The organism is Yinghuangia sp. YIM S09857, assembly GCF_051388915.1.
Lineage (GTDB): Bacteria > Actinomycetota > Actinomycetes > Streptomycetales > Streptomycetaceae > Yinghuangia.
Map to the genome: position 1 here is coordinate 196,612 of NZ_JBPKBH010000008.1, position 26,845 is coordinate 223,456.

Sequence of the window (26,845 nt, forward strand, 5' to 3'; positions counted from 1 at the left end):
TTCAGTTCTCCGCAGCGTCAGACGGGCCTTCGGGCACGGGTGTGCCGGTGGTTCCGGTGGTCGCGGCCCCGCCCCCGTTCAGCACCGCACCGCTGCCGTTCCCGCTGCCGTTGACGGTCAGTTCCTTCGGGGTCATGACCGGCGGGCGGCTGGAGGGCTGGCGGCGGCTCGACCCCGTCCACGCGGGACGCGCCGGGCGCTTCGCCACCGGTGAGAAGAGCTCCGCGACCTCGTGGCGGTCGAGGGTCTCCTTCTCCAGCAGGGCGAGGACCAGGTTGTCGAGCACGTCGCGGTTCTCGACGAGGATTTCCCACGCCTCGTTGTGCGCCGACTCGATGAACCTCTTGACCTCTTCGTCGACGATAGCCGCGACCTCTTCCGAGTAGTCGCGCTGGTGGCTCATCTCACGGCCGAGGAACGGCTCGGAGCCGTCCTGGCCGAACTTGATCGCGCCCAGGCGCTCGGTCATGCCGTACTGCGTGACCATCGCGCGGGCCAGAGCCGTCGCCTTCTCGATGTCGTTGGAGGCACCGGTGGTCGGGTCGTGGAAGACCAGCTCCTCCGCCGCGCGCCCGCCCAGCATGTACGCGAGCTGGTCGAGCATCTCGTTGCGCGTCGTGGAGTACTTGTCCTCCTCCGGAAGCACCATCGTGTAGCCCAGGGCCCGGCCGCGGGACAGGATCGTGATCTTGTGCACCGGGTCGGTGTTGGGCAGCGCGTGCGCCACCAGGGCATGGCCGCCCTCGTGGTACGCGGTGATCTTCTTCTCCTTGTCGCTCATCAGGCGCGTCCGCTTCTGCGGACCGGCGACCACGCGGTCGATCGCCTCGTCGAGCGACTTGTTGTCGATCAGCTTCTCGTTGCCGCGCGCGGTGAGCAGCGCCGCCTCGTTCAGCACGTTCGACAGGTCGGCACCGGTGAAGCCGGGGGTGCGCTTGGCGACCGCACGCAGGTCGACGTCCTCCGTCACCGGCTTGCCCTTGGCGTGCACCTTGAGGATCGAGAAGCGGCCCTCCAGGTCTGGGCGCTCGACGGCGATCTGCCGGTCGAAGCGCCCGGGGCGCAGCAGCGCGGGGTCGAGGATGTCGGGCCGGTTCGTGGCCGCGATCAGGATCACGCCGCCCTTGACGTCGAAGCCGTCCATCTCGACCAGGAGCTGGTTGAGGGTCTGCTCGCGCTCGTCGTGCCCGCCGCCGAGGCCCGCGCCGCGGTGCCGGCCGACGGCGTCGATCTCGTCGACGAAGACGATCGCCGGGGCGTTGGCCTTGGCCTGCTCGAACAGGTCGCGGACCCGGGAGGCACCGACACCCACGAACATCTCGACGAAGTCGGAGCCGGAGATCGAGTAGAACGGCACCCCGGCCTCGCCGGCCACGGCGCGCGCGAGGAGCGTCTTGCCGGTTCCGGGCGGGCCGTACAACAGCACGCCCTTGGGAATCTTGGCGCCGACCGCCTGGAACTTCGCGGGCTCCTGGAGGAACTCCTTGATCTCGTGGAGCTCCTCGACGGCCTCGTCGGCCCCCGCGACGTCGGCGAACGTCGTCTTGGGGGTGTCCTTCGAGATGAGCTTGGCCTTGGACTTCCCGAAGTTCATGACCCGGGAGCCGCCGCCCTGCATCTGGTTCATCAGGAACAGGAAGACGATGACGATCAGGGCGAACGGCAGCAGCGAGAAGAGGATGCTGACCAGTGCGCTCTGCTTGCCGATCTTGACCGTGTAGCCGTCCGGGATCTTGCCCTCGGAGGCCTTCTGGGTCAGTAGCTCGGCGATCGTGTCGCCCTGCTGGTCGTTGAGGTACGAGGACTTGATCTTGCTGCTGCCCTCGATCTTGACCTGTTTGCCGTCCGGGCCCTTCTTGAGCAGCGACAGCTCGACCGCCTGGTCGTTACCGCCGATGATCTTGGCGCTCTGGACCTGGTCCTTGTTGATCGCCTCGATCACTTGGCTCGTGTCGACGCCCTTGTAGCCGCTCGACCCGCCGACGAGCTGCATCAGGACGAAGACAGCAAGTACGGCCAGCACGACCCACATGATCGGCCCGCGGAAAATGCGCTTGACGTCCATTCATGCGGGGCTATAGCCGCCCCGTCCCTCCTGCCAGCTCCTTACCCGGGGACCTGATGGCCCCAGGCTCACTGCCCTGATCCGGTGTCGCCCACGAAGTGTCACCGCTTGTGTGCCACTGCGTATGAAGGTACACCGGCGGTCGCCCGGGCACCGCGCCGCGCGGCGCCCTGCGGCGTCGCGGCGCGGAGACGACTCCCACCGACCCGTCCAACGTGGGGGGTGTGTTCCGTTGTTCCCGGTTCCCGGCGCGAGCACGGGGTAACCGGGGATTCGAGCGTACGGGGCAGCGGGCGCACCTCCGGACCGGGGCGGCGGCCGGCGTCGGAGGGGGACCCGGCGGACCGGCGGCGGCCGGGTCAGTGCGGCTTGGCGCCGGCGTACACGTGCTCCGCGAGGGTGCCGACGAAGGGCAGGTTGCGGTAGCGCTCGGCGTAGTCGAGCCCGTAGCCGACCACGAACTCGTTGGGGATGTCGAAGCCGAGGTACTTGACCGGGATGTCCACCTTCGCAGCCTCGGGCTTGCGGAAGAACGCGCACACCTCCAGCGAGGCGGGGCCGCGCGACGCGAGGTTCGCGAGCATCCACGAAAGAGTGAGGCCGGAGTCGATGATGTCCTCGACGACCAGGATGTGCCGGTCGGCGATGTCGGTGTCGAGGTCCTTGAGGATGCGGACGACTCCGGACGACTTGGTGCCCGACCCGTAGGACGACACCGCCATCCAATCCATCTTGACCGGCGAGTGCATGGCGCGGGCCAGGTCGGCCATCACCATCACGGCGCCCTTGAGCACTCCCACGAGCAGGACGTCGCGGCCCTCGTAGTCGCGGTCGATCTGCTCGGCCAGCTCGCGCAGCTTGGCGTTGATCTCTTCCTCGGTGACCAGCACGCGCGCGAGGTCGGTGCCCATGTCTTTCTCGTCCACCAGTGCTCTTCCCTAACGATGTCCTGTTGCAGTCCCCGAGACGGGGTCCCCGGCGCCGGGCACGCCGCGAGTCAAAGCTGCGAGGGTCGGTGGAAGAGAAGCTTTCCACATCGCCGTCGTATCTCGACGCCGCCCGGCAGGTTGATGGGTCCCTGCCCGCGCCACGAGGTCACCAGACGCTCCACCATGTCGACGTGCCGGGCGAACAGATCGCCGGGCGGCGAACCGGCGCTCACCGCGCTGCGGCGCAGCACGCGGCGCCGGATGGCGGCCGGGAGTTCGGCCAGTGCGAAGACGTCGAGACCGCCGTCGTCGAGGGTCAGGTCGGCCTGCACGCGGTCGGCCCACGCGTCCAGCGCGTCGGCGTCGTCGCGGAACAACCGCGCGGTGCGGGCGAGCGATTCGCTGATGCCCGGGCCGAGGGCCTTCTCCAGGATCGGCAGCACGTCGTGGCGTACGCGCGCCCTCGTGTACGCCGGGTCCGCGTTGTGCGGGTCGTCCCACGTCGCGAGGTTCTGCGCCTCGCACGCGGCCCGGGTCGTGTCGCGGTCGATGCCGAGCATCGGCCTGCGGTAGTGCCCCATGGCGACGGCCATCCCCGCGAGCGAGCGGGCGCCGGAGCCGCGGGCGAGGCCGAGCAGGACGGTCTCGGCCTGGTCGTCGAGGGTGTGCCCGAGAAGTACGGCCTTGGCACCGTGCCGGGCGGCGGCGATGTCGAGCGCTTCGTAGCGCGCGGTACGGGCCGCGGCCTCGGGGCCGCCGCGCCTTCCGACGCGTACGCCCAGGGCTTCGACCGGATCGAGGTCCATGTCGCGAAGACGGGCGACGAGGTCCACGGCTCGGCGGGTGGAACCCGGCTGGAGGCCGTGGTCGATGGTGATGGCGCCGGCCCGGACACCGGTCCGGGGCGCCTCGAATGCGGTGGCCGCGGCGAGCGCGAGCGAATCGGCACCGCCGCTGCATGCGACGAGCACGAGATCGCCCGGGTTCAGCGGACGCAATATTTCACGGACGGCGACGCGGGTCGCGGCGACGGCGGGGTGCGGTCCCACGCTCTCCTCCTGGGGTTGGGGGCTCCGAGCGGGCGGGCCGGGGAACCGGCCGCGGCGACAGCGCACTCCATGGTCCGCGCGGGCCGGTCCATACGGGCGAAAACGCACGCCCGAGCCTGCAACAAAGTTACGGCACGCACTGGCCCGACCGCGTGAAGCTTTCGGAGTGTCGCGCCGGAAAGTAGTCGGACGGATACGCTCAGTGGTTCCCGAACGTCGTTCCCGCCGCCGTCCTACCGCCCCGCACACCCCTCGCCGCCGCCCCCGACACCCCTGTCACCGCTGCGTCAGCCCGTCAACTCGTCGGCCCGTCAACCCGTCAGTTCGTGCCGGACCGCGTCCCGTGCACGCGGTCCACCCAGGTCTGCGGCTCGGCGATCTCGCCGCGCGTGGGCAGTGTGTTGGGCGAGGTCCACACCCGGTTGAAGCCGTCCATGCCGACCTGGTCGACGACGTTGCGGACGAAGCGCTCGCCGTCGCGGTACTGCCGGAGCTTGGCGTCCATGCCGAGGAGCTTGCGCAGCGCGAGGTCGAGCCGCCCGGTGCCGCGGGCCCGGCGCTGCTGGAACTTCTCGCGGATCTCGGCGACGGTCGGGATGACCTGCGGGCCGACGCCGTCCATCACGTAGTCGGCGTGGCCTTCCAGCAAAGACATGACGGCCGTGATGCGGTGCAGGATCTCGCGCTGCACGGGCGTCTGCACCATCTCGACCAGCGAGCCGTCGCTGCCGTTCCTCGGCTCGGCGTTCTCCTCGCCGCGGCGTCCGGCCACCAGCGCCTGGGCGGCCTCGCGGAACCGGCGCATCATCGCGGCGGGGTCGACCTCGGTTTCGGTGAGGAAGGCGTGCACCTCTTGTTCGAGGTGGTCGCGCAGCCACGGGACGGCGGTGAACTGCGTGCGGTGGGTCTCCTCGTGCAGGCAGACCCACAGGCGGAAGTCCGTGGGATCGACGTCGAGTTCGCGTTCGACCTGGACGATGTTGGGGGCCACGAGGAGCAGCCGTCCGGACGTGCCGGGCGGGGCGTCGGCGGCGCCGGGGGCGAAGGTCTCGTACTGCCCGAGCACGCGCGCCGACAGGAACGACAGCAGTGTCCCGAGCTCGATGCCGGTCACCTTGCTGCCGACGCCGGAGAGGGCGTTGCCGCCGGGGATGGTGTCGCGGCGCTCGTTGACCTTGTCGAGCAGCGGCCGCAGCACGTGCCGGAAGCCCTGCACGTTGGCCTGCACCCAACCGGACCGGTCGACGATCAGCACCGGGGTGTCGTTGCCGCGGGTGTCGAGCCCCGTGAAACCGCGGACGTGCCCCTCCGAATCGGCGGCATGCACCCGCAACTCGGCGACGACGGCGCGGGCCTCGTCGCGGCTCACCTCGGGCCCCGGGCGCACCAGCCGGTTCGCCGTGGAGACGGCCAGGTCCCAGTCGATCATGTCCGCACCGCTCGTCATACGGCCACCGTACGTGCAACCACCACCTCCGCGCTGCGCAGCGACGCAAAGCAACCCCCGATTCCCCGCACCTCGCCCCACACCCGCGGAAACCCCGACCCCCGAACAGACGAACGCCCAACGCCGAACGCCGACCCCCATACAGCCGAACCCCGAACGCACTGCGGGACCCCGCGACACGAAGCGGACGAGCGGCCACAGCCGGGCGCAACTCGCGGTTGGGGAGTGTCTTCACATTGCCGTCGGACAGCCCGCGGGCCGTGATGCGTGCGTTCGCGAGCACGGCCCGCGACTCGGCTGGGGTCTGGCTTGGAAAGGCGGTCAAGGCCCGTCGGCAAGGGTGGTAACGCAGCGACTTGGGGGACCGCCAAGGCCTGGAGCGTGCCACTCGGGAGGGCCGTCAAGGCCCGGCGTCGCGGGCCCGGCGACAGGTGGGGGCGGTGCAGGAGACACGTGCGGACAACCCCTCCTCCCGGAGCCGGGGTGAGGGCGCCAAAAGGAGCGCAACGCCCGCGCCGCGCGCCGGCTTGCTGCGCGTCCGCGCGTCCCCCCGCCCCCTCAGCCACACCCGCGCCACGCGACCCGCCGGGCGCCGGGAACCGGGCTCAGCACTGGGCGCGTAGGCGCGTGGCGGCTTGTCGGCCTTGGCAGACACGACCTCCGCTCCCGTGCGCTGCCACCCGGGCAGTGCCGTCGGCGGGGGCTCCGGCTCCGCCCCGTTCCGGGCATGCCCTTTCAAGGCGTCGGTCGGGTCAGCGGGCTGCCGTGGTGGTCGGGGTGGTGCAGCCGCAGGTGGTCAGGGCGGTGGCGAGGGAGTCGAGGGCTGGGCGGGCTACTTCGGGGCTGCCTTTCACGCCGTCTGCGAGGAAGGCGAAGGCCAGGAGGCGGCCGTCCTTGTCGCGGACGAGGCCGGCGAGGGTGCTGACGTTGGTGAGGGAGCCGGTCTTCGCCCGGACGATGCCGGCGCCGGCCAAGGAGGCGCGGTCGTCGAAGCGGTCCTTGAGGGTGCCGGTGAAGCCCGCGATCGGCATGCCGGTGAGGGTGGGGCGGAGTTCGGGGTGCGCGGGGGACGCCGCGAGGGTGATGGTCCGGGTCAGAACCGCCGGCGGCATCTTGTTCTGGTTGTTCAGGCCGCTGCCGTCGTTGAGGTCCAACTGCCCGAGGTTGACGCCGAGGCCGGCCAGGACCTCGCGTACCGCCTGCTCGCCGCCCTCGAACGAGGCCGGCTTGCCCTTGGCGACCGCGACGTGCCGCAGCAGGGCCTCGGCCATGTCGTTGTCGCTGGCCGTCAACATCTGCTCGACGAACTCGGGGACGGGCGGCGACTGCACGGCCGCCAACTGGGTGCCGGGCGCGGTCGGCGCCCCCGCGGGGCCGGTCGCGGGGGCGGTGCCGGCGGCCGGGGTGCCGTTGACCGCGATGCCCTGCCTGGCGAGCAGTTGGGCGAACTGCTGGGCGGCCTTCGCCGACGGGTCGCCCACGCGCTTGCTCGGCCCCTCCGAGATCTTCGCGTCGACGCGTCCTTCGTCCGTCATGAGCGGGACGACCAGGGCGATGTTCTCGTTCGGACCGATCGGGTGCTGGGCGGGGCCGCTGTAGAGCGAGTTGTCGTACGCCAGCTTCAGCGACGTGACGCCCGCCGCGCGCAGCGCCGTCGCGGTGGCCTCGGCCAACTGGTCGAGGCGGGCCGGCGCGTAACTCCCGGCGTACTGCGTGCCGTCCGTCCCGGTGAGGGTCGGGTCCCCGCCGCCGACCAGCACGATCGTGCCGGGGTCGGCACCCATCACGACGCGCGTGGTCAGCCGCTGGTCCGGCGGCAGCGCGGACAGCGCGGCGACCGCGGTGACGATCTTGGTGGTGGACGCCGGGGTCGCGCCGCGTTCGGCGCCCGAACCGTACAGCGGCCGCCCGGTGACGGCGTCGACGACGGAGACCGCGGTGCTACCGCCGAGGGACTTGTCCGCGAGCAGCGGTTCGAGGAGGGCCTTGACGCCCGCGTCGGTCGGCACCGGTCCGGCGACCGCCGGATCCGCGGCCACCGGGACCAGGACGGGCGGTGTGACACGCCTCTCACCCGCCGCCCCGCCGTCCGTTCCGGCGCCGCCCGCGCCGGTCGCCGCCTCGATGCCGCCGCTCTTGTCGCCGTGGTGCTCCGAGGCGCGGTAGCCGCCCTCCCACGGGCCCGCGGCCCACACCGTGAGGACCGCGAGGAGGATCCCCAAGATTGCCGCCGCCAGGGCCGCCGTCCTCACCCTGGGCACGCGCGACCAACCCCTCTCACACCGTTTCGACAGATCCACTTCGGCAGCCCGGACGGGCATGCGAGACACTGTCAGCAGACTAGGTTCTGTTCGGGACTCCGGCAGGACTCCCGTCACCCTCATGGGGGTGCGGGACGCTCCCACCGAAAACACCGTCCACCGTGTTCTGCGCGGCGGAGGGCCGGGCGTGTGCCCGGTGCGGGTGTCCGATGTCCGCGAGGGGTCGTGTCGGGATCCTTCAGGAGCACCGCGGACTTCACCCACAGACCCTAACGATCCCGGCCGAACAATGGATGGAGGAGCCTTGGAGTTCGACGTCACCATCGAGATCCCTCGAGGTTCGCGGAACAAGTACGAGGTGGATCACGAGACCGGCCGCATCCGGCTCGACCGCATGCTCTTCACCTCGACGCGGTACCCGGCCGACTACGGCTTCATCGAGGACACCCTGGGTGAGGACGGCGACCCGCTGGACGCCCTGGTGCTCCTGGAGGAGCCCACCTTCCCGGGTGTGCTCATCCGCTGCCGTGCCATCGGCATGTTCCGCATGACGGACGAGGCCGGCGGCGACGACAAGGTCCTGTGCGTACCGGCGACGGACCCGCGCATGGAGCACCTGCGCGACATCCACCACGTGCCGGAGTTCGACCGCCTGGAGATCCAGCACTTCTTCGAGGTCTACAAGGACCTTGAGCCCGGCAAGTCGGTCGAGGGCGCGGACTGGGTCGGCCGGGTCGAGGCCGAGGCCGAGGTGGAGGCGTCGTTCAAGCGCCTCAAGGAGTCGGGCCACCACTGACGGGGCGCCGGTGGGCCCGTGAGGGCGGTCCGCGGCTTCGGCCGCAGGCCGCCCTTCGCCGTTCCCGGAGGCCGCCGAAGGGCCCGCGCGCGGCCCCGTCCGGAAGCGATCGGCGCATCACCGTTCGCCCGGCTGCCTCGGGCACTCAGCCCTGCCGGCCGAACACCCCTGCTCCCACCGCCTGCCACAGCCTCACGAGCCCCGAGTCGGGGTCGGCGGTCACCCACGTGCCGTCGTGGCGGACCACGAGCCAGGCCCGTTCGGCGTCGTCCGGGTACTCCACCTCCGCGACCGGCCGCAGGTCCGGCACCGAGAACACGACGTGGCGCTGCTCCGACGAGGCGGCGATCACCCGGTCCGGCCCGAGGAACCCGGCGTAGAAGTCGAAGAGTTCGTCGTCACCGGGGAACAACGGGTCGGGCCGCCGGGCCGCGACGACCCCGCCGTCCGGCGAGCGCAGCAGCGCGAGCGGGCCGGTGCCGTACGGCGTGGTCAGCATCAGCCCGGACCCCGGCTGGATGTCGATGAGGATCCGGGACTCCCCCGGCGTGATCTCGACGGCCGGGCCGGCACCGTCGGACGCCACCAGGAACACTCGGTACACGTCGTCCCCGTGCCCGGCCGCGACCCCGACGTGGATGCCGTCCGGGTGCGGCAGCAGCTCGGACCCGACGGTCGGCGAGGGCAGCGGCGCGGTGCGCAGGACCTGCCCGCTCGCGGCGTCGAACAGCACGCAGTGGTCGGTGTCGCCGGCGCGCAGCACCGCCCACACGCCCCGCGCGTCGGTGGTGACGACGCACGACCCCGACTCCTCGAACTCCCAGTCGGCGTGCGGATGCGACCAGACCTGACGGCCGGTCATGTCCAGGACGCACACCCGGTCGGGACCGGACGCGGCGACGAACGACAGGTCCGGTGCGACCGCGTGCCCGCCCTTCCAGTCGCTCGGCAGCGGGACGGTGCGCTGCACCTTGAGCGCGTCGTCCAGGACGAGCAGTTCGCCGTCCTCGGTGTGCGCCAGCCATACCGACGCGCCGGGCACCCGGTCGAGACTCCACAGGGGCGGCAGAGAGGTCTGCGCGGCGAGGTGAGGACGCATGGGCAGACGCTACCGCCGCGGGCGGGGTTCGCACGTACGCCCGCCCGCACCGGCGTACGCGGGCGTGCGCGCGGCGCCCGGCCCGGGCCCCGTCGGCGCCGCGGGCGGCGTCCGGCTCAGGCCGCGTGGCGCCCGCGGCCCTGGCCCGCATCCGCGTGCTCCTGGCCGCCCTCCGCCGCCGCCCGGGCCGCGGCGCGCCGCTTGGCCGCGCGGGCGCGCAGCACCTCGATGACGATCGGCAGCACCGACAGCGCGACGATGGCGATCAGAATGAACTCGATGTTGTCGCGCACGAAGGCGATCTGGCCCAGGAAGTAGCCCAGCACCGTGACTCCGCATGCCCACAGCACGCCGCCGATGACGTTGTAGAGCACGAAGGTGCGGTACTTCATCCCGGCGACGCCCGCGATGATCGGGGTGAAGGTGCGCACGATCGGCACGAAGCGGGCCAGGATGATCGACCGCGGGCCGTACTTCTCGAAGAACTCGTTGGCCTTGACCACGTTCTCCTGTTTGAACAGGCGTGAGTCGGGCCGGTTGAACAGCGACGGCCCGACCTTGCGTCCGAACAGGTAGCCGACCTGGTCCCCGGCGATGGCCGCGACGACCAGCAGGAGGCAGACGAGCCAGAGCGGCTGCGACAGGTACTCGCCGTCCGCGATCAGCAGCCCGGTGGTGAACAGCAGCGAGTCGCCCGGCAGGAAGAAGCCGATGAGCAGGCCGGATTCGGCGAAGACGATCGTGAGGATGCCAATCAGGCCGAACGTCGAGATCAGGTACTCGGGATCGAGCCACGAGGGCCCGAGGGCGAGGGTGGTCACGGCGGCCTTCCGGTGGGTGACGGGAGCCGGTCCACGTCCGGGCGCGCGGGCACCGGGGCAGCGGACATCGAGTCATGGGAGTGCAAAGGGATGGTCTCCCAAGAGTAACGCGGAACGTCCCGGCCCCGGTTCCCGGAATCAGCGGACTTATGCCGCGGGATTGTTCGGCGTGCGCTCCGCGGGGGTCACCGCCGTGCGCGCGGTCAACTCCGTGCCGTCCTCGGAGAGCTCCAGCGCCACGACGACGGACGCCAGTTCGGCGAGGCTGTGCGCGTGGCTCCCGCCGCACGGAATGTGCGCGTCGCCCTCCGGCAGCGCGCAGTGCCACACGCGGCGCGCGGTCAGCGCGGCGTCCGGAACCTCGACGCGCACCTCGGCGCCCGTCGCGACCCAGCGGGCGAGTGTGGCGTTGGCGCGCTGCTCGACGGCCGCGAGTTCGTCGGCCAGGCCCTCGCTCCCGAAGCCCTTCTTGCGCAGCGACTTGCCGATCCGGTAGTCGTCGCGACTGGCCCACTCGGCGATGCGGGACGTGTCCATCGCGAGGCTGTCGAAGTCGGGACGCCCGAGCGCGTCGGTGCGCACCTCCTTTCGCCACCGGTCGGCCAACGCCTCGTTGAGCGCGAAGGCCAGCAGATGGCAGGCGGTGTGCGCGGCACTGAGCCCGGCCCGGCGATCGGGATCGACGGCGAGCACGGCCTCCGCGCCGACCAGCGAGTCCGGGTCCACGCCGTCGACGGGGTCCACGACGTGCAGGACGAGCCAGGCCCACGACTCGTCGCCGCGCCGCACCGGGATGTCGCCCGCGACCGCGAACCCGCCGTCCGGTCCCACGCCCCCGGTCCGGCAGTCGACGACCGGGTACGCGCGACCGGCGACGGTCAGCGTCCCGGTGTCGGCGGGCTGGTCGGGCCAGGTGTGGTCGAGCGGGTGGAACGGGGTGTCCGCGACCACGACGGCCCACCGGCCGTCCGGCAGGACGGGGACGGCCAACACCGGGGACTTTCCGGCGACTTCGCCCGCCGGGTAGCTGACGGTGGTCGAGACGGTGGGGAGGGACATTCCCGGCAGCTCCTCAGGTGGGCTCTCGCGCGACGGTCGTTATCGCCTTGCGGCCGTGTCCCGGGCCGGGTTCCCGGGCCGCGCCGCCGACACGGTCGATCATGTACGAAGCGCATCCATTCGGAAACTCCGGACAAGGCGAGGCATGGCGCACAACGTGCATGACCTGTTCATGCGGGCGGCCGCGGCCGCACCGCCGGACACCGAGGAGCAGCCCGAGCCGATCCGCCGCGCCATCGGCTGGATGCTGGTCGCATTCGTGGCAACCTTCCTGCTGACCCGGATGATCACGCGCATGATCCGGGCGGGCAAGGGCCCGTTCCGCAACATGACGTTCTCCGGCGGCCTGCACGTGCACCACCAGGTGTACGGCATCTTCCTGATGCTCATCGCGGGCGCGGCGCAGTTCGCGTACGAGCCGGGCGGAGTCGCGCGCTCGATCCTCGCCGCGGCCTTCGGCGCCGGGGCCGCGCTCACACTGGACGAGTACGCGCTGTGGTTCCACATGGACGACGTCTATTGGTCCGCCGAGGGTCGCAAGTCGGTGGACGCGGTGCTCATCGCCGCCGGGGTCGGGCTGCTGCTGATGCTCGGCGCCAACCCGTTCGACATCGGCCCTGGTGACAGCGCGCCGGTCGCGGCGGCCGTGTCGCTGATGAACCTGGTGTTCGCCCTCGGCGCGATCTTCAAGGGCAAGGTGGCGACCGGCCTGATCGGGGTGCTGGTGCCGATCGTCGCGATCGTCTCTACGGTGCGGATCGCCAAGCCCGACTCGCCGTGGGCGCGCTGGCGCTACCCCGAGGGGTCGCACAAGCGCGCCAAGGCGGTGAAGCGGTTCCCGCCGGGCAGGCGCACGGCGTGGGACCGGGTCAAGGACATGATCGGCGGGGCCCCGAGCCCCGGGTGAGGCGCGGGCTCGGGGCGGGGCCGTCCTTGGCGTGTTCAGGTCCCGGCCGGATCAGGTCCGGCCGGGGTGACGCGGCGGGGCCGGTCAGAGGTTGGGGATGACGTCCGTCTCCAGGAGCTTGAGGCTTTCCCAGGCGAGTTGCGGGGGGATGCCGCCCATCATGGGGTGGAAGAGGCCGAACGCGGCGTCGCCCATGGCTTTGAGCTCGTCGACGTACTGCTCGGGTGTGATGACCCGGTACTGTCCGGTGGCCTTGAGCTTTTCGACGGAGTCGACGGTCTCGTAGCCGCCGATGCCGGCGGTCCCGGCCTCGGCCATCATCGCGCCGTAGGCGTTGACCTCGTGCATCGCGAACGGGGCGATGCGCTCCCAGTCCGCGTCGGGGTCCTTGGACAGGTGCAGGAAGCCGGTGTCGCCGCCGAAGTACGGGCCGGGGTCCTCTTGGCCGAGCTTGGCCTTCTCGTCCCGGTAGAACTCCCACAGCCCGGGGTTGGACGGCATGAAGCCGTCCGCGATCCGCGCGGCGCGGCGTGCCGCGGCCTCCACGCTGCCGCCCAGCACGATCGCCGGGCCGCCGGGCTGGAACGGGGTCGGGGTCACCCGCACCGTGCGGCCCCGGAACTCGAACGGCTCGCCGGTCCACGCCGCGCGCAGCGTGTGCACCATCTCGGTGGTCAGCTTCGCCCGGTCCTTCAGCGACCGGTCGAACATCGCGAACTCGTGCCCGGCGTAGCCGTTGGCCAGCACCACGCTGACCCGGCCCTGGCTGATCAGGTCGACCACGGCCAGTTCCTCGGCCATGTGCAGCGGATCGTGCAGCGGCGCGGGGATCGCGGCGATGTTCACCATCATGTTCTTCGTCCGCGACGCGACCGCGGCCGCCATCGGCAGCGGGCGGGGGAGGTAGCCGTCCTCGGACGCGTGGTGCTCCGACAGCACCACCATCATGAACCCGCGCTCCTCGGCCCAGGAGACCATGTCCAGCGCCGCCGCGTACCGCTCGCCCATCGTGGTCCCGGCAAACGCCGGATTGCGGAAATCGAAGCGAAGCGCGAAAACTGCCATGCGTAGTCTCCTGGATCCCACGCCCGCAATCTGCGGACGCCCGGTGCCTGATGGACCGTCAGGTTAGTGTCGGGGGGCGGCGAGAACCAGATGCAGGACACAATCCACGACTTTGTCTCACGGACGGGGCGGTACCGGCCCGTCCGGCATGCGGCGGAACGGGTCCGGCGGACGCGTGCCGGAGCTACGCCGGGTCGGCCAGGGCACGGGCGAGCAGTGAGCGGAGCGTACGCCGCTCCTCGTCGCCCAGGCCGCCGCGCAACGGGGGGTCCAGCGCGAGGCGGTCGAGCAGGTCGCGTCGCAGCGCCCGGCCTTCGTCGGTCAGCTCCACCTGCTTGGCGCGGCGGTCGCCGGGGAGCGGGCCGCGGCGTACCAGACCCCGCTCTTCGAGGCGGTCCACGACGAAGGTGACGTTGGGCGGCTCGCAGCACATGCGGCGGCCCAGCTCGCGCATGCCCGCCGGTTCGGCAAGCTCGTAGACGGCGTTTGCCTGCGACGCGGTGAGGCCGACGGCCGCGGCACAGGACGCGAAATGCGCGTCGAGGCGGGCCGTCGCCTCGTAGAGCAGCGGGGTGAGACCGGGCAGTCCGGCGCTGTCGGGCGCACCGCGCACGATTCGGCGGGCACCTTCTTTCGCCGCTTCTTTCGCCGCTTCTTTCGCCGCGTCGTGCCCCGCCGCGCGGTCCGGCCCACCGCTGATGCGGTCGTACGCGTCGCGGTGCGCATCGCGCCGCGCGCTCTCGGTGCCACCGTCGGTCCCGGCCTCGGCCGCGGAGGCGCCGGTGCGCCGTCCGCCTCCCCGTGTGTCCATGGCCGGAGACCTTATCGTGCGAGCCCGAAAGATTACAGCTCGAATGTTTTCCGGTATAACGGTCTCGCGGACTGACGGATCGTCAGATCACCCGGCGGACCCCGAGTCGACGTCACAAGCGACGTCACACCCGACGTGACTCCGGCGCCGCACCGGACGCCACACCGAACGGAGGCCGAACCATGACCACCCCCGTCCCCCCGGCCGGTCCCCTGGCCGGACGCATGGCCCTGGTCACCGGCGGCAGCGGCGGTATCGCCTCGGCGAGTGCCGAGCGCCTGCTGCGCGACGGGTGTTCGGTCACCCTCACCGCGCGGCGCGAGCCGGAGTTGGCCGCGACCGCCGAGCGGCTGCGGGCCGTGGCCCCCGAGGGCGCCGAGGTCCGCCACATCGCGGGCGACTCGTGCACGCCCGAGGGCGTGCGCGCCGCCGTCGACGTGGCCACGCGGGGTGGCGGACGCCTCGACATCTGCGTCGCGACGGTCGGCGGCGGCAAGGTCTCCCCGCTGCTGGCCATGGACGACGAGCAGTTCACCGAGGACCTGCGCCGCAACACCGTCAGCGGTTTCCTCGCGATCAAGTACGCCACCCCGCCCATCGCCGCGTCGGGCGGCGGCTCCATCGTGCTGATCTCGACCAATGCGGCGAAGCTGTCGTGGCCGTACCTCGCGGGCTACGCCTCCGGCAAGGCCGGGTTGGAGGCGCTGGTCCGGGTCGCCGCCGACGAACTGGCCCCGCTCGGCGTGCGGGTCAACGCGGTGCGCCCCGGCCTGGTGAAGTCGCAGGAGGACGCCCGGATCTTCCGCAACGAGGAGCTGATCGCGGCCTACCTCGCCAACAAGCCCCTGGGCCGCATCGGCATGCCGTCCGACATCGCAGAGGCGGTCCGATACCTCGCGGGGCCGGAGGCGTCCTGGACGACCGGGCAGAGCATCGCGGTCGACGGCGGCCAGGAACTGCGCGCGTCGCCGTCGTTCGAGAAGCTCGCACGCGCGACGGTCGGCGACGCCGCCGTGGACGCCGCCCTGGCCGGGCGCATCCCGACTCCGCCGTCCGCCGACTGACCGCGCGACTGCGGCCCGGCTCCCGTCCGGCCACCCCGCCCCGGCCACTCCGAAGCCCCTCCGAAGCCCCTCCGAACACCTGGAGCAATCGAATGACAGACGACGTGCAGCTCTCCATCGGACTGCCGAACTTCGGCACCTGGCCGGACGACGACTGGCGCGGCTTCGTGGACGTCGCGCGCGCGGCCGAGGACGCGGGTATCGACCGCGTCGTCCTCGTCGACCACGTCGTCATGGGTCCCAACACGGACAAGTACGTCTGGGGTCGCTTCCCCACCCCGCCCGAGGCCCCGTGGGCCGAGCCGCTGACGCTGCTCGCCGCGATGGCCACCGCCACCACGCGCGTACGCCTGGCCACCGGCATCCTCGTCGCGCCGCTGCGCGGGGCGACCCTGCTGGCCAAGACCGCCGCGACGCTCGACCAGATCAGCGGCGGGCGCCTCGAACTCGGCGTCGGGACCGGGTGGCAGCGCGAGGAGTACGACGCTGCCGGGCTCGACTGGGACCGCCGCGGCCAGCTGCTGACCGACACCATCGCGGCCTGCAAGGCGCTGTGGACCCAGACCCCGGCGGCGTTCGCGTCGGAGACGGTGAACTTCACCGACACGTACCTGATGCCGCGGCCGGTGCAGCCGGGCGGCGTACCGCTGTGGATCGGCGGTTCGCTCAACAAGCGCAATCTCGCGCGTATCGTCGACTCGGGTGACGGGTGGATCCCCATCATGGGGCTCTCGACCGAGGACATGGCCCGCGACGTGGTGACGATCCGTCAGGCGCTGGCGGACGCCGGGCGCGACCCCGCCGCGCTGCGCGTCCAGGGGCCGATCCCGATGGCAAAGGGCGACGACGGCAAGTTCGACCTCGCCCGGACGATGGACAACGCCGCGGAGGTCGTCGCGGCGGGCGCGACCGCGCTGCAACTGCCGATCCAGGCGTTCTGCCCGGGCCCGAAGGAGGCCCCGGCGTTCTTCGCCGAGGCGCGGCGACTGTTCGACGCGGCGCTGGGACGCTGACGCCACCACTGCCGGGACACGCGTGTGGGCGGCACCTTCGAGGTGCCGCCCACACGCGTTCTTCGGGTGTTCCGTCCGGCGCGGGCCGATCACTCGTACCGCCCGCACCGCCGCTGGGAGCCCCCGGGGGCGGGAGCCGACAGGGGTCGGGAGCCGCCGCTAGGAGCGGTACACGATCACCTTGTCGCCGATGCGCGACTCGTTGAAGAGCTTCTGCACCAGCGCCTTGTTACGGACGTTGACGCAGCCGTGCGAGGCGCCGTTGTAGCCGTTCGCCGCGAAGTCGGGCGAGTAGTGCACGGCCTGGCCGCCGCTGAAGAACATCGCGTACGGCATCGGCGTGTGGTAGATCGTCGACACGTGGTCGCGGGACTTCGACTGCACCGAGAACGAGCCCTCGCGCGTGGGCAGTTCCTTGGAGCCGAAGCGCACCTCGAACGAGTACTGCGGCACGCCGTTGATGACCCAGGTCAGCTTGCGCGTGGTCTTGTCGACGCACATCGCGCGCCCGGTCATGCAGCGCGGGTCCAGGTTGCCGGCCGGCTTCGGCGGCTTGGTGGTGGTCGGCGGCTTCTTCGTCGTGGGCGACTTGCTGGTGCTCGGCTTCGTGGTCGCCGTCGGCTTCTTGGAGGTGGGCGACGTCGAGGGCTTGGCCGAGGTGGGCGGCTTGCTGCTGGGCGCCGTCGTGCTGGGCACGGCGGTCGGCGAGGTGCTGGGAGCCGCGCTCGTCGTCTCCGGGGCCGGCGTCGTCGACTCCGGGGCCGCGGACGAGGGGGCGGCGGAAGCGCTCGTACTGGGAGTGCCCTGTGCGTCGGTGCTCTTCGAGGACGACCCCGACTCACACGCGGAGGCGGCCAACACCACGGCCACCGCCACGGCCACGGTTATGCGCGTCTTCTTCAATTCCTTCCAGCCCTTCTGTGCCCAGCACGACTAAATTCCACCCGAGATACTCACTGCCCGATTGACGCCGCCGGGAGTTACCGGGGTTGCACCCCGTTTGTCTCAGGTGTGTCACCGTGCCGTCCTCACCACGAAACCGGGCCCGCCGGTCACCGCGGCCTCCACCGCGACCTCCCGAAGATCGCCTACCCGGTCTTCCCACGGCGCGTGCAGGCCAACCGCGGATTTGCCCACCGCAATCGCCCGCATTCCGGCCGCCCCCGCGGCCAGCAACCCGGCCTCGGCGTCCTCGAAGACAAGGCAGTCCGCCGGATCGGCGCCGAGCAGCGCCGCACCGCGGAGATAGCATTCCGGGTCGGGTTTTCCGGCGGCGACGTCCTCGGCCGCGACGAACGCGTCGGGCACCGGGAGCCCGGCCGCGGCCAGGCGTCCCCGGGCCACCGCCCGCGCGCCCGAGGTGACCACCGTCCAGGCCCACGTCGGCAGTGCGCGCAACAACTCCGCGGCGCCGGGAAGAGCGGCGATCCCGTCGAAATCGCGGGCCTCGCGGGCAATCAGTTCGCGGGCGCCTTCCTCGGCATTCAGGTGCGGAGCGACCAAGGCCACCAAATCGACATCACGACGTCCTTGCGACTCGGCGACCGCCACATCCGGATCCACGCCGTTCGCAATAGCCCACTCCCGCAAAATTCGTTCGATCGTCGGATGCGAATCGACCAGCACGCCGTCAAGATCGAAAAGCACCGCGGAACAACGCAGCCCGGCACCGACTATCTCGTTCACCAACGACCTTTCCCCCGCGCGGACGCGGCCTCGCCCTGGACGATGAGCCCGGGTGCGGCCCGCCGGGCAGGCGGAGCCGCGCCTCCGGACAGGCGAAAACGTCCGTCCGGCCGCCGAGTTGGCGGAAAACCACCCGGCCGGCGAACATACCTCAGGATTCCAGCGGCATGAGTTCCTGTGTGAACTCGTCCATAAACGCCGCCCAGTTGGCCGGCGGGGTGGCCGGGCGGATGACGAACTTGCTGATGCCGCCGTCGACAAAGGCGCGGATCAGCTCCCGTGTAGCCGCCCAGCCGTCCGGAATGAGGGCGGCGGGGTCCGTCTCGGGCGCCCGCTCGCGCAGTGCCCGCAGCAGGGCCTCGGGGTAGTCGCCGAACGCGACCGCGAGGCTGAGGCCGTAGTGGTCGTCGTCGACCGCCCGCCCCGCCTCGCGCGCTGCCGCCTCGATGGCCGTACGCCCGCTCGCGGCCTCGGCCGCCGTGACGTTCGCGGCCAGCCACCCGTCCGCGAGGCGCCCGACACGGCGCAGCGCCGCCGGACCGCTGCCGCCCAGCCAGATGTCGAGGGGACGCGCCGGACGCGGCCGCACGGTGATCTCCTCGCACCGGAAGTACTCGCCCTGGAAGGACACTTCGGTCTCCGAGAGCAGTCGCCGCAGCAGCATCAGCGATTCGTCGAACACCGCCCCCCGCCGCCCCGGGATCGGGAACAGGGGACGTTCGAACGCGCGGGCGTGCTGGAGCCCGAACGCCGGGAGGACGCGTCCCGGCGCCAGGTCGGCGAGCGTCGCGAGCTCCTTGGCGACGGCGACGGGATTGCGCCCGGGCAGCACCGAGACGCCGGTGCCGAGCTTGAGGCGCGTGGTGCGCCCGGCGGCGAACGCCATGCCCACGTGCGGGTCGGGGAGGTCGGCCGAGATGGTGTCGGGGAGCCAGAGCGAGTCCACGCCGAGCTTTTCACACGTGTCGACGACGTCCGCGAACGTCGTGTCGTCGTGTGCGCGCGGTCCGATGCCGATGCCGATGCGAATCTTCACCGCCCCACCGTCACCCCGTTACTGACGGCTCGTCAATGGTGCTGTGACGAGCGCCGCGGCCACGGCCTTCGCCACCTGGGCCGCCTCCTCGGCGTCGTCGAGCACGGACTGGCGCACCTGAACCGCCACGTACGGGACGTCGGGGGTGCCGTCGAACGACTTCGGCCCTCCCGTGCCGGCTGCCTTGTACGCGAGCGCCTGACGCGACCGACTCCCCTCCTCGGCGGCCGGGCACGTGTCCGCCCACGACCGGCAGACGGGGAACCCCGCCTGCTCGACCGAGGCCGCGATCGCCTCTCCCAGCGAACTGCCCGCGCCCTCGGGCACGTCCACCTCGACATCCGCGACCGCGGCGTGCGGACCGAGCCCGACCAGGCTCACCGCGGGCATCGAACGCCCGCGCAGATACTCGCTCCACGCGTGGAACACCGTCGTCTCGCAGACCCAGGGATCGGACGCCGCCTGGCAGTCCGTGGGCAGCGGCTCCTTCCCCGGATGCGAGCATCCCGCCTCCGGCCCGCCCGCGAACCGCTTCGCACCGGCGACCAGCAGCACGGAGTCCCGGACGCCGCGCGCCACTTCGACGCCCAGCCGTTCCACGCCGGGCTCGCACACCGGGTGCGGCACGTGGATCGCCACCGAAGTGCCCTCCCCCAGTGCGTACGCGGACCCCCAGCCCGCATGCGGATGCGCCAGCGGCGCCACCCGCCCGAAGGCCGTCCCGCTCGGCACGTCGCCGTGGACCGTGCCCGCGTAGCCGCGCGCGCGGAGGGCGTCGTCGGCGGCCTGCCAGTCGTGCGCGAGCACGCGGTCCAGGCCGCTGCGCAGTGCGGCGCGCACCTCCTCGCCCGGCGCGGTGTAGCCGGTGTCGGGGAGGTTGCCGAGGTCGCGGCGGACCAGGTCGTACAGGTCGACCGGCTCCGGTGTCCGCACAGTCGGCACCGCCGGGCGAGCCTGGGCGGGAGGCGTCACGCCGACGAGGGCTCCAACGGCGGCGGCCGCGAGAAGCAGCGGCAGGCGCCGCACACCATTACCACACAATACGGTCATACTTCACGCTAAGTGATCACGCCAAATACGCTCCGTCGACACCCCCGGCGGGCCGTCCAGGAAAGCCGATCTCACCAGGAAAGTTCAGGCGTGTCCGCTTACGATCGAAATCGATCAACACATGAGCACTATCCGGGATACAGCTCTGTCCAGTCGACACGTTTGGCCTATTCGATCCCGGTTAGTCGTCAGAAGTAACGGCAAGGCTCCAAGGCCGCTGCCCGGACATCGCACAGACGTCTCCGGCGGCCTTCACCCCCCGACCTCAGGCGGCGCACATGTACCTTGTCTTCGCCCTCCTGGCTCCGATCGGAATGTTCGGCCTCATATGGGGTCTCACCTGGTTCGAGGACCGCATGCTGGGTCCCGCCGCCGGTAGAGAGGTATCGCGCCCGGGGCGCGCCACGCCGGATGCCGTTCCGCAGCCCGCCCCCGAAGCCGTCGCATCGGAGCCGGAACCCGAGACGAAGGAACCCGCCGCCAAGCCGTCGCCCGCCCCGATCCCGCTGCACCCTCTCATCTCGATCCCGGCCGTGTCGCCGCTGCCGACCCTCGCCGCCGCGTCCGCGGCTGCTGTCACACCGGCCCCGACCCCGGTGCGCCACCACCTGCGCCGCACCCTCAAACGGGGGCGTGGCCGCCTGCGGGCGGCGTGACGGCCAGACGAGCCGCTACTCGGGGTCCGCATCACGGCGCTTCTCGTACTCTGCCCCGAAATGCCTTCGCAATGCGGCCTGTTCGTAACTGCGTACGAACCACGCGAACAGCGCGCAAGGGCGGCCGCTCAGCCTACGAACGGCTGGGGTTGGGCACGGGCTGGGACTGCGTGCGGGGTCGGGGTTGGGGCCGAGACTCGGATTAGCGCTGGGGCTGAGACTCGGATTAGCGCTGGGGTTGGGGCTGAGACTCGGACTGGGGCTGGGGCCATGCGGCGATGGCCATCTCTGCGATGTCCAACAGTTCCGCGGCGGTGCCGCCGTCGCGGGCGCGTTGTGACATGCCCTGGAACACCGCCGCGTAGAAGTTCGCCATCGCGTGCGGGTCGGCGTCGGGCGCGGTCTCGCCCGCCTCCACGGCGGCCCGGAAGCGGCGCTCGAAGGCAGCGATGTTGTCGGCGCGGAGCGCCCGCAGGTCGGCCTCCACGTCGCTGCTCTGCTCGGTCACGTTGGTGGCCGCGCAGACGACCAGGCAGCCGCGCGGGTGAGCGGGGTCGGTGAAGGAGGTGGCGGCCTCGCGCAGCAGCCGGGCGATGCCGTCGTACGCCCGGGGCTCCTCGTTCAGCGCCTTGTGAGTGAAGGCGCCGTGCGTTTCGCCGTACGCCGACACGACCTCAAGGAACAGGGCCTTCTTGTCCCCGAACGCGGCGTACAGGCTCGGCGGGTTGATGCCCATGGCCCGGGTGAGCTCGCCGATCGAGGTGGCCTCGTAGCCGCGCTCCCAGAACAGCCGGGTGGCCTTCGCGAGGGCGGCGTCCCGGTCGAAGGCACGGGGGCGCCCGCGCTTGGCGGGGGGCTTGGCCGGGGGCGTGCTGGTCATGGGGCCAAGGCTATAGCAATCGCTACAAAAACGACCTGGCGGCCATGCGCGATATACGCGCTCCGCAACCGGAGCACTTGTTCCGTCTTTCATAGCCATGATAGGCATCATGACTATGAATCAGAGGCGCGGGCGGTCCGCCGCACCACGCCGGACCGGATCCGAAAGGCTCGATCCATGTACGACCTGACCGGCAGGGTCGCGCTCGTCACCGGCGCGGCGCAGGGCCAAGGGGCAGCGGAGGCAAGGCTGTTCGCGTCCTGCGGAGCGCGTGTCGTGGTGACCGACGTGCTGGAGGACGCGGGCCGCGCGGTGGCCGCCGAGCTGGGCGACGCCGCGGTGTTCCAGCGCCTCGACGTCGCCGACGAAGCCGACTGGGCCGCCGTCGTCGCCCGCGCACGCGAGGCATTCGGCCACCTGGACGTCCTGGTCAACAACGCGGCGGCGATGCGGCTGGTGCCCATCGAGGAGGAGTCCGCCGAGGGGTTCCGGCGGATCGTCGACATCAACCTCACCGGGACGTTCCTGGGGATCCGCGCGGTTGTCCCGGCGATGCGGGAGGCCGGCGGCGGGTCGATCGTCAACGTCGCGTCGATCAGCGGGACGCAGGCGCAGGCGTGGGCGGCGGCGTACTCGGCCTCGAAGTGGGGCGTACGCGGGCTGACCCGCACCGCGGCGATCGAGCTGGGGCCGCTGGGCATCCGCGTCAACGCGGTCGTGCCGGGGGCGATCCGCAGCGGGATGCTCACCGAGGACCGGTCGGGCGCGGAGCGTGACACGCGCTTCGACGGGTTGCCGCTGGGGCGGGCGGGCGAGGCGGAGGAGATCGCGCACATGGTTGCGTTCCTCGCGTCGCCGGGGGCGTCGTACACGACGGGCGCCGACTTCACCGTCGACGGCGGGTTCACGGCGGGGCCGCGGGCCGCGCCTCGGCCGGAGCGGCCGGTGCTGTTTCACTGAGAACCGTGGGGCGGGGCAGCAACGAGGTCTGCCACCCAGCGAGTTGCGGGCGCGCTCAGTCCTTGGCGACCACTCCCCCGCGCAGCCGGCGGAGGGGCGATTGAGGAGATGGTGGGAGTGACCGTGGGACCTGTCGAGGCGGCACTGAGCGGCAAGTGCGCCGTGGTCACCGGTGCCAGCCGCGGTATCGGGCGCGCCACCGCCGTGGCACTCGCTCGCGCCGGGGCGTCGGTGGTCCTCGCCGCGCGGGACGAGGTCGCGTTGAAGGAGGCTGCCGCCGAGGTCGCCGAGGCGCGGCGGCAGGCGTACTCCTGGAGCGGCGGCGATGCGGCGGACGACCGTGGGGTGGCCGACCGTGGGGTGGCCGACGGTGAGATGGCTGACGGTGAGGTGGCTGTCGTCGTCGGGGACATCTGCGATGGCGCCCACCGACAGGAGATCGTCGACACCGCGGTCGCGCGGTTCGGTTCGATCGACATCCTGGTGAACAACGTCGGCGGCGGAACCGCCGGCGGCATCACCGAACTTGACGCCGACGGTCTGAACGCCGCCTTCCACCTGAACGTGACCACCGCATACGACATGACCCGGCGTGCCCTCCCCAACCTCCGTGAGGGCGACGGTGGTTCGGTGGTGATGATGTCCTCGCGGGCGGCGTCGTCCACGGGTGCGGGGCGCATCGCGTACGGCACCGCAAAGGCAGCGCTGAGTCATCTCACGCGCCTGCTGGCCACCGAACTCGCCCCGCTGGTCCGGGTCAACGCCATCGAACCGGGGCCTGTCGACACGGGCCTGCTCACCGCGGCGCTCACCTCCGCGGAGGTACGCGCCGTCTTCGACGGCATCCCGATGGGGCGGGCGGGCCTGCCCGAGGAGATTGCGGCGGCGGTCGTGTACCTGGCCTCACCCGCGTCCGCCTGGACGACGGGCAGCGTGCTGCGCATCGACGGCGGGCGGCCCTGACGTGACGGTCGGGGCCGTGCCCGAGTCCCGAATCCCGCGGCCCCGTCGACCGGCGTCAGCCGACCGGCGGGAACCGCGACGCCTGGCGGAGTTCGTCGCGCATCCTGCGCAGGAAGAACACCGCGATACCGACGCCGATCAGCGCCCCGCACACCATGCCGGCCGCCGTCGCCGCGTCAATCGATCCCAGCCCGATCGGCGCCCCCGCCGTCGCCATGACCACGAGCACGACGACCGCCAACACCGGTACGGCGAGCGCCGCGTACAGCCGCCGCGTGAAGTAGACGCTGCGCGCCGGGTGCTCCGGGGGATCGGTGAGCCACGCGGCCGGGCCGTCCACGGCCGCGAGCGGGCGCTTGTAATAGGCGAGGAACATCCAGTGCCCGCAAGGCTCCCAGCCGTCCGGCGCCAAGTCGGCGGCGTGCGCGGCGCGGTCGCGGCGTTCGACCACGTCGCGGCGGTACTCCCAGCGAAGCGTGCTCTCGCCCGGGCGGCGGCTCACGAACCGGCCGAGCCGGTCTACGCGTTGGATCTCCCAGCCCTGCGCGCCGAACTTGTTCATCATCCGCTGGTCGACGTACGCGTCGGCCGTCCACACCCAGCGCTCCGCACCTGGCTCCGGCTCCCCCGGCCCGCCCGTTCCGGCCAGCCGGGCGGCGAACTCGTCGACGGGGCCGAACTCGGCGTACGGGTCCGCCTCGGCGTCGGCCGCGTAGCCGGCGAGCTCGTCCACCGTCATGGCCACCCGTGCCTCCGGCACACCGCGCGCGTGCAGCGCGGCGGCCAGCTCCTCGAAGTACTCCGCGGCCATCAGTTGACACCACCCTTCGCCAGTGCGGCACGTACCGCATCGTGGAACTCCAGCCAGGCCGCGCCCTGTTCGCGCAGCGCGTCGCGGCCGCCCGCGGTGAGCCGGTAGTAGCGGCGGCCCGGCCCCCGTTCGGCCGCCCTGAACTCCGCCTCCACCAGACCCGCTTCCTCCAGTCGGTTCAGCACGGGATACAGCGTTCCGCCGCGGATCTGGCCCAACCCAGCCCCGTCCAGCGTCTTCGCGATCTCGTAGCCGTAGCTCTCGCCGCCCACGAGGCAGGACAGCACGGCCAGGTCCAGCACACCCTTCAGCCAGCTCGCCCGGCGGTCTGTACTCATACCTAGATGACACCACGTGCTAGATAGGAATGCAACCTATCTGGCGATGCCGCATCCAATCCCGATCGTCTTATCGCCCCTTGCCCACCCGAGAAACAGGGGCTAAGATCATCCGGTCACATTGTCGCCCGTCTGGATGGTCCATTGCGCATCTGAGGTCAGGACACCGCACCGCTTGAGCCCCTGTGCTCGCGGCTGCGTTCCGACCTCGGTGTGACCGTCCCGGGCGTTTCCGTTTTCCCGGGCCCTTCCGGTCAGACCTTCGGTTCCCGTCATCGCGCTGCGGTGTCCATACGCGTCCTTGCCGCCACGCGTCTTCGGGAGCCGTTCCATGTCATTTCCGACCACCCCCGCAATCGTCTGTTCCGACCTGTCGTTCGCCTGGACGGACGGCACCCCGGTCTTCGACGGCCTCGACCTGGCCATCGGCACCGGGCACACCGGCCTCGTCGGCGCGAACGGCGCGGGCAAGTCCACGCTGCTCAAACTGATCGCGGGCGTGCTGCCGCCCGCGCGCGGATCCGTCACCGCGGTCGGCGAGGTCGGTTACCTTCCGCAGCACCTGCCCCTGGACGCCGGCCGCCGCGTGGACGACGTCCTCGGCATCGCAGAGACCCGGCGGGCGCTGCTCGCGATCGAGAGCGGCGACGTCGACGAACGCCACTTCGAGACCGTCGGCGACGACTGGGACGTCGAGGAGCGCGCCCGCGCGGAACTCGACCGGCTCGGGCTGCCGCACGTCGACCTCGACCGTACGGTCGGCACGCTCTCCGGCGGCGAGTCGGTCCTGCTCGGCCTGGCCGCGCAGTTGCTGCGCCGCCCGGAGGTGCTGCTGCTGGACGAACCGACGAACAACCTCGACCGGTCGGCGCGGGAACGGCTGTACGCGGCGGTCGGCGCGTACGCGGGCGTGCTGGTCGTGGTCAGCCACGACCGCGTGCTGCTCGATCTCGTGGACCAGATCGTGGAGTTGCGTACGGGAACGGCCCGCACCTACGGCGGCAACCTGTCCGACTACCTCGAACTGCTGGAAGTGGAACGGGAAAGCGCCGAACGCACGGTGCGGGCCGCCGAGACCGACCTGCGCAAGCAGAAGAAAGAGCTCGCGGACGCGCAGGTTCGGCTCGCCCGCCGGATGCGCACGGGGCGCAAGGCGCAGGTGGAGAAGCGCGTCCCGAAGATCGTGGCGAACGGCCGCAAGCAGGCGGCCCAGGTGACCGCAGGCAAGTACAAGGGCATGCACGAGGGACGCCTTGAGGATGCGCGGGCCCGCGTCTCCGAGGCCAAGGACGCGGTCCGGGACGACAAGGAGATCCGAATCGCTCTGCCCGAGACGGAAGTTCCGGCCGGGCGTACCGTGCTCACGCTCGAAGGACTCAACACCGCACAGGAGTTGTACGGCCCGGACGGCGTGGACCTCGTCGTGCGCGGACCCGAGCGCATCGCCCTCGTCGGCGACAACGGCGCGGGCAAGTCGACGCTGCTGCACATGATCACGGGCGCGGTGGAACCGTCCCGCGGCGAGGTGCGGATCGGCGTGGACGGCGTACGCCATCTCCCGCAGCGCCTCGACATCCTCGACGACGACGCGAGCGTACTGGAGAACGTCCGCTGCTTCGCCCCGGACACCCCCGACTCCGAACTCCGCAACCGCCTCGCCCGGTTCCTCTTCACCGGCAACCGCCCGGAGCAGCCCGTCGGCACCCTGTCGGGCGGCGAACGCTTCCGCGCCGTGCTCGCCGCCCTCCTCTCCGCCCAACCCCCGCCCCACCTCCTGATCCTCGACGAACCCACCAACAACCTCGACCTGTCCTCCGTCCGCCGCCTCGAACAAGCCCTCGCCGCCTACCAAGGCGCCCTCATCGTCGTCAGCCACGACGAGCCCTTCCTGGACTCCATCGGCATCACCAGGCGACTGCGAGTAGTGAGGGACGAAGGCGTCTTCGAAGACACCGAGGTACCAGCCTGACCCCCGACCCCTCCCCCACCACCACGCCGACCACTGCACCCCGCCCGCAGTGGTCGGCTTGTTCGCCTCGCATCGCGGGTGCACGCTGGAATGACGGACGCCAACGTCCG

General features: G+C 71.5%; 26 protein-coding genes. 9 read left to right on the top strand and 17 right to left on the bottom strand.

From position 1 onward, the window contains the following. Position 1: 1 nt before the first annotated feature. The 5 genes from ftsH to dacB all read right to left on the bottom strand — a co-directional run bounded on the left by ftsH (position 2) and on the right by dacB (position 7,751). A complete protein-coding gene (gene ftsH, locus ACRX5S_RS19385; RefSeq protein ID WP_436774240.1) occupies positions 2-2,065 on the bottom strand; it encodes an ATP-dependent zinc metalloprotease FtsH in 2,064 nt (687 codons plus the stop codon). A gap of 359 nt (positions 2,066-2,424) precedes the next feature. Then, positions 2,425-2,991 carry a hypoxanthine phosphoribosyltransferase gene (hpt, locus tag ACRX5S_RS19390; RefSeq protein WP_436774241.1) on the bottom strand — a complete coding sequence of 189 codons (567 nt, stop codon included), beginning with the start codon at positions 2,989-2,991 and terminating at the stop codon, positions 2,425-2,427. A 71-nt stretch (positions 2,992-3,062) separates the two neighbouring features. Further along, positions 3,063-4,043, bottom strand: coding sequence for a tRNA lysidine(34) synthetase TilS (gene tilS / locus ACRX5S_RS19395; protein WP_436774242.1), 981 nt, complete (start codon positions 4,041-4,043; stop codon positions 3,063-3,065). A gap of 319 nt (positions 4,044-4,362) precedes the next feature. After that, entirely contained in the window at positions 4,363-5,490 is a 1,128-nt protein-coding gene (locus ACRX5S_RS19400; RefSeq protein ID WP_436774243.1) for a zinc-dependent metalloprotease, read from the bottom strand. Positions 5,491-6,242: 752 nt separating this feature from the next. After that, positions 6,243-7,751: a D-alanyl-D-alanine carboxypeptidase/D-alanyl-D-alanine endopeptidase gene (dacB, locus tag ACRX5S_RS19405; RefSeq protein WP_436774244.1), complete on the bottom strand. Its 1,509-nt coding sequence runs from the start codon at positions 7,749-7,751 to the stop codon at positions 6,243-6,245. A 304-nt stretch (positions 7,752-8,055) separates the two neighbouring features. On the opposite strand from dacB, the gene ACRX5S_RS19410 reads away from it, so the two are divergent. Then, a complete protein-coding gene (locus ACRX5S_RS19410) occupies positions 8,056-8,547 on the top strand; it encodes an inorganic diphosphatase (protein ID WP_231773328.1) in 492 nt (163 codons plus the stop codon). A 145-nt stretch (positions 8,548-8,692) separates the two neighbouring features. On the opposite strand, the gene ACRX5S_RS19415 is transcribed toward ACRX5S_RS19410, so the two are convergent. The 3 genes from ACRX5S_RS19415 to ACRX5S_RS19425 form a co-directional block, all read right to left on the bottom strand. Further along, entirely contained in the window at positions 8,693-9,646 is a 954-nt protein-coding gene (locus ACRX5S_RS19415; RefSeq protein ID WP_436774245.1) for a hypothetical protein, read from the bottom strand. A gap of 116 nt (positions 9,647-9,762) precedes the next feature. Further along, a complete protein-coding gene (locus ACRX5S_RS19420) occupies positions 9,763-10,467 on the bottom strand; it encodes a DedA family protein (RefSeq protein WP_436774246.1) in 705 nt (234 codons plus the stop codon). A 147-nt stretch (positions 10,468-10,614) separates the two neighbouring features. Next, positions 10,615-11,526, bottom strand: a complete 912-nt coding sequence (locus ACRX5S_RS19425; RefSeq protein ID WP_436774247.1) for a metal-dependent hydrolase — start codon at positions 11,524-11,526, stop codon at positions 10,615-10,617. 145 nt (positions 11,527-11,671) lie between these two features. Here ACRX5S_RS19425 and ACRX5S_RS19430 point away from each other — a divergent pair, with 145 nt between their 5' ends. Next, positions 11,672-12,433: a hypothetical protein gene (locus tag ACRX5S_RS19430; RefSeq protein WP_436774248.1), complete on the top strand. Its 762-nt coding sequence runs from the start codon at positions 11,672-11,674 to the stop codon at positions 12,431-12,433. Between the two features lie 84 nt (positions 12,434-12,517). Here the strand turns inward: ACRX5S_RS19430 and ACRX5S_RS19435 are convergent, their stop codons facing one another. Both ACRX5S_RS19435 and ACRX5S_RS19440 read right to left on the bottom strand, forming a co-directional pair. Next, positions 12,518-13,498, bottom strand: a complete 981-nt coding sequence (locus ACRX5S_RS19435; RefSeq protein ID WP_436774249.1) for an LLM class flavin-dependent oxidoreductase — start codon at positions 13,496-13,498, stop codon at positions 12,518-12,520. Positions 13,499-13,682: 184 nt separating this feature from the next. Beyond that, positions 13,683-14,309: a MarR family winged helix-turn-helix transcriptional regulator gene (locus ACRX5S_RS19440; protein WP_436774250.1), complete on the bottom strand. Its 627-nt coding sequence runs from the start codon at positions 14,307-14,309 to the stop codon at positions 13,683-13,685. Positions 14,310-14,491: 182 nt separating this feature from the next. On the opposite strand from ACRX5S_RS19440, the gene ACRX5S_RS19445 reads away from it, so the two are divergent. Further along, the gene (locus ACRX5S_RS19445) at positions 14,492-15,373 is read left to right on the top strand and encodes an SDR family NAD(P)-dependent oxidoreductase (RefSeq protein WP_436774251.1); all 882 of its coding nucleotides are present in this window, start codon (positions 14,492-14,494) and stop codon (positions 15,371-15,373) included. 92 nt (positions 15,374-15,465) lie between these two features. Continuing rightward, on the top strand, positions 15,466-16,386 hold the full coding sequence (locus ACRX5S_RS19450; RefSeq protein WP_436774252.1) for a TIGR03619 family F420-dependent LLM class oxidoreductase: 921 nt from the start codon (positions 15,466-15,468) through the stop codon (positions 16,384-16,386). A 159-nt stretch (positions 16,387-16,545) separates the two neighbouring features. Here the strand turns inward: ACRX5S_RS19450 and ACRX5S_RS19455 are convergent, their stop codons facing one another. Then, positions 16,546-16,902 (bottom strand): L,D-transpeptidase, encoded by a 357-nt coding sequence (locus tag ACRX5S_RS19455; RefSeq protein WP_436774253.1) that lies wholly within the window; start codon positions 16,900-16,902, stop codon positions 16,546-16,548. On the opposite strand from ACRX5S_RS19455, the gene ACRX5S_RS19460 reads away from it, so the two are divergent. Continuing rightward, positions 16,901-17,323 carry a hypothetical protein gene (locus ACRX5S_RS19460; RefSeq protein ID WP_436774254.1) on the top strand — a complete coding sequence of 141 codons (423 nt, stop codon included), beginning with the start codon at positions 16,901-16,903 and terminating at the stop codon, positions 17,321-17,323. The two genes, ACRX5S_RS19455 and ACRX5S_RS19460, sit on opposite strands and share 2 nt — an antisense overlap. A 77-nt stretch (positions 17,324-17,400) precedes the next feature. Here ACRX5S_RS19460 and ACRX5S_RS19465 read toward each other — a convergent pair whose 3' ends face one another. From ACRX5S_RS19465 to ACRX5S_RS19475, 3 genes are all read right to left on the bottom strand, one after another. After that, positions 17,401-18,072: an HAD-IA family hydrolase gene (locus ACRX5S_RS19465; protein ID WP_436774255.1), complete on the bottom strand. Its 672-nt coding sequence runs from the start codon at positions 18,070-18,072 to the stop codon at positions 17,401-17,403. 151 nt (positions 18,073-18,223) lie between these two features. Then, on the bottom strand, positions 18,224-19,108 hold the full coding sequence (locus tag ACRX5S_RS19470; RefSeq protein ID WP_436774256.1) for a TIGR03854 family LLM class F420-dependent oxidoreductase: 885 nt from the start codon (positions 19,106-19,108) through the stop codon (positions 18,224-18,226). 18 nt (positions 19,109-19,126) lie between these two features. Then, the gene (locus tag ACRX5S_RS19475; protein WP_436774257.1) at positions 19,127-20,041 is read right to left on the bottom strand and encodes a hypothetical protein; all 915 of its coding nucleotides are present in this window, start codon (positions 20,039-20,041) and stop codon (positions 19,127-19,129) included. 395 nt (positions 20,042-20,436) lie between these two features. Between ACRX5S_RS19475 and ACRX5S_RS19480 the strand changes: the two genes are divergently transcribed. Beyond that, positions 20,437-20,814: a hypothetical protein gene (locus ACRX5S_RS19480; protein ID WP_436774258.1), complete on the top strand. Its 378-nt coding sequence runs from the start codon at positions 20,437-20,439 to the stop codon at positions 20,812-20,814. 226 nt (positions 20,815-21,040) lie between these two features. On the opposite strand, the gene ACRX5S_RS19485 is transcribed toward ACRX5S_RS19480, so the two are convergent. Beyond that, complete coding sequence (locus ACRX5S_RS19485; protein WP_436774259.1) at positions 21,041-21,694, bottom strand: TetR/AcrR family transcriptional regulator; 654 nt, start codon at positions 21,692-21,694, stop codon at positions 21,041-21,043. 177 nt (positions 21,695-21,871) lie between these two features. Between ACRX5S_RS19485 and ACRX5S_RS19490 the strand changes: the two genes are divergently transcribed. Together ACRX5S_RS19490 and ACRX5S_RS19495 are read left to right on the top strand one after the other, a co-directional pair. Beyond that, positions 21,872-22,654: a glucose 1-dehydrogenase gene (locus ACRX5S_RS19490; RefSeq protein ID WP_436774260.1), complete on the top strand. Its 783-nt coding sequence runs from the start codon at positions 21,872-21,874 to the stop codon at positions 22,652-22,654. A 117-nt stretch (positions 22,655-22,771) separates the two neighbouring features. Next, positions 22,772-23,617, top strand: coding sequence for an SDR family NAD(P)-dependent oxidoreductase (locus ACRX5S_RS19495; RefSeq protein ID WP_436774261.1), 846 nt, complete (start codon positions 22,772-22,774; stop codon positions 23,615-23,617). Positions 23,618-23,672: 55 nt separating this feature from the next. On the opposite strand, the gene ACRX5S_RS19500 is transcribed toward ACRX5S_RS19495, so the two are convergent. Together ACRX5S_RS19500 and ACRX5S_RS19505 are read right to left on the bottom strand one after the other, a co-directional pair. After that, positions 23,673-24,428 carry a hypothetical protein gene (locus tag ACRX5S_RS19500; protein ID WP_436774262.1) on the bottom strand — a complete coding sequence of 252 codons (756 nt, stop codon included), beginning with the start codon at positions 24,426-24,428 and terminating at the stop codon, positions 23,673-23,675. After that, positions 24,428-24,766: a PadR family transcriptional regulator gene (locus ACRX5S_RS19505; protein ID WP_436774263.1), complete on the bottom strand. Its 339-nt coding sequence runs from the start codon at positions 24,764-24,766 to the stop codon at positions 24,428-24,430. Before ACRX5S_RS19505 ends, ACRX5S_RS19500 begins: the two co-directional genes overlap by 1 nt. A gap of 331 nt (positions 24,767-25,097) precedes the next feature. Here ACRX5S_RS19505 and ACRX5S_RS19510 point away from each other — a divergent pair, with 331 nt between their 5' ends. Continuing rightward, on the top strand, positions 25,098-26,735 hold the full coding sequence (locus tag ACRX5S_RS19510) for an ABC-F family ATP-binding cassette domain-containing protein (protein ID WP_436774264.1): 1,638 nt from the start codon (positions 25,098-25,100) through the stop codon (positions 26,733-26,735). Positions 26,736-26,845: the final 110 nt, after the last annotated feature.

Bases quoted from the DNA above. Each gene is read 5' to 3' on its own strand.
- ftsH (WP_436774240.1), bottom strand. From the start codon at position 2,065: ATGGACGTCAAGCGCATTTTCCGCGGGCCGATCATGTGGGTCGTGCTG.
- ACRX5S_RS19400 (WP_436774243.1), bottom strand. From the start codon at position 5,490: ATGACGAGCGGTGCGGACATGATCGACTGGGACCTGGCCGTCTCCACG.
- ACRX5S_RS19415 (WP_436774245.1), bottom strand. From the start codon at position 9,646: ATGCGTCCTCACCTCGCCGCGCAGACCTCTCTGCCGCCCCTGTGGAGT.
- ACRX5S_RS19425 (WP_436774247.1), bottom strand. From the start codon at position 11,526: ATGTCCCTCCCCACCGTCTCGACCACCGTCAGCTACCCGGCGGGCGAA.
- ACRX5S_RS19430 (WP_436774248.1), top strand. From the start codon at position 11,672: ATGGCGCACAACGTGCATGACCTGTTCATGCGGGCGGCCGCGGCCGCA.
- ACRX5S_RS19435 (WP_436774249.1), bottom strand. From the start codon at position 13,498: ATGGCAGTTTTCGCGCTTCGCTTCGATTTCCGCAATCCGGCGTTTGCC.
- ACRX5S_RS19440 (WP_436774250.1), bottom strand. From the start codon at position 14,309: ATGGACACACGGGGAGGCGGACGGCGCACCGGCGCCTCCGCGGCCGAG.
- ACRX5S_RS19445 (WP_436774251.1), top strand. From the start codon at position 14,492: ATGACCACCCCCGTCCCCCCGGCCGGTCCCCTGGCCGGACGCATGGCC.
- ACRX5S_RS19450 (WP_436774252.1), top strand. From the start codon at position 15,466: ATGACAGACGACGTGCAGCTCTCCATCGGACTGCCGAACTTCGGCACC.
- ACRX5S_RS19460 (WP_436774254.1), top strand. From the start codon at position 16,901: ATGCAGCGCGGGTCCAGGTTGCCGGCCGGCTTCGGCGGCTTGGTGGTG.
- ACRX5S_RS19455 (WP_436774253.1), bottom strand. From the start codon at position 16,902: ATGACCGGGCGCGCGATGTGCGTCGACAAGACCACGCGCAAGCTGACC.
- ACRX5S_RS19480 (WP_436774258.1), top strand. From the start codon at position 20,437: ATGTACCTTGTCTTCGCCCTCCTGGCTCCGATCGGAATGTTCGGCCTC.
- ACRX5S_RS19485 (WP_436774259.1), bottom strand. From the start codon at position 21,694: ATGACCAGCACGCCCCCGGCCAAGCCCCCCGCCAAGCGCGGGCGCCCC.
- ACRX5S_RS19490 (WP_436774260.1), top strand. From the start codon at position 21,872: ATGTACGACCTGACCGGCAGGGTCGCGCTCGTCACCGGCGCGGCGCAG.
- ACRX5S_RS19500 (WP_436774262.1), bottom strand. From the start codon at position 24,428: ATGGCCGCGGAGTACTTCGAGGAGCTGGCCGCCGCGCTGCACGCGCGC.
- ACRX5S_RS19505 (WP_436774263.1), bottom strand. From the start codon at position 24,766: ATGAGTACAGACCGCCGGGCGAGCTGGCTGAAGGGTGTGCTGGACCTG.
- ACRX5S_RS19510 (WP_436774264.1), top strand. From the start codon at position 25,098: ATGTCATTTCCGACCACCCCCGCAATCGTCTGTTCCGACCTGTCGTTC.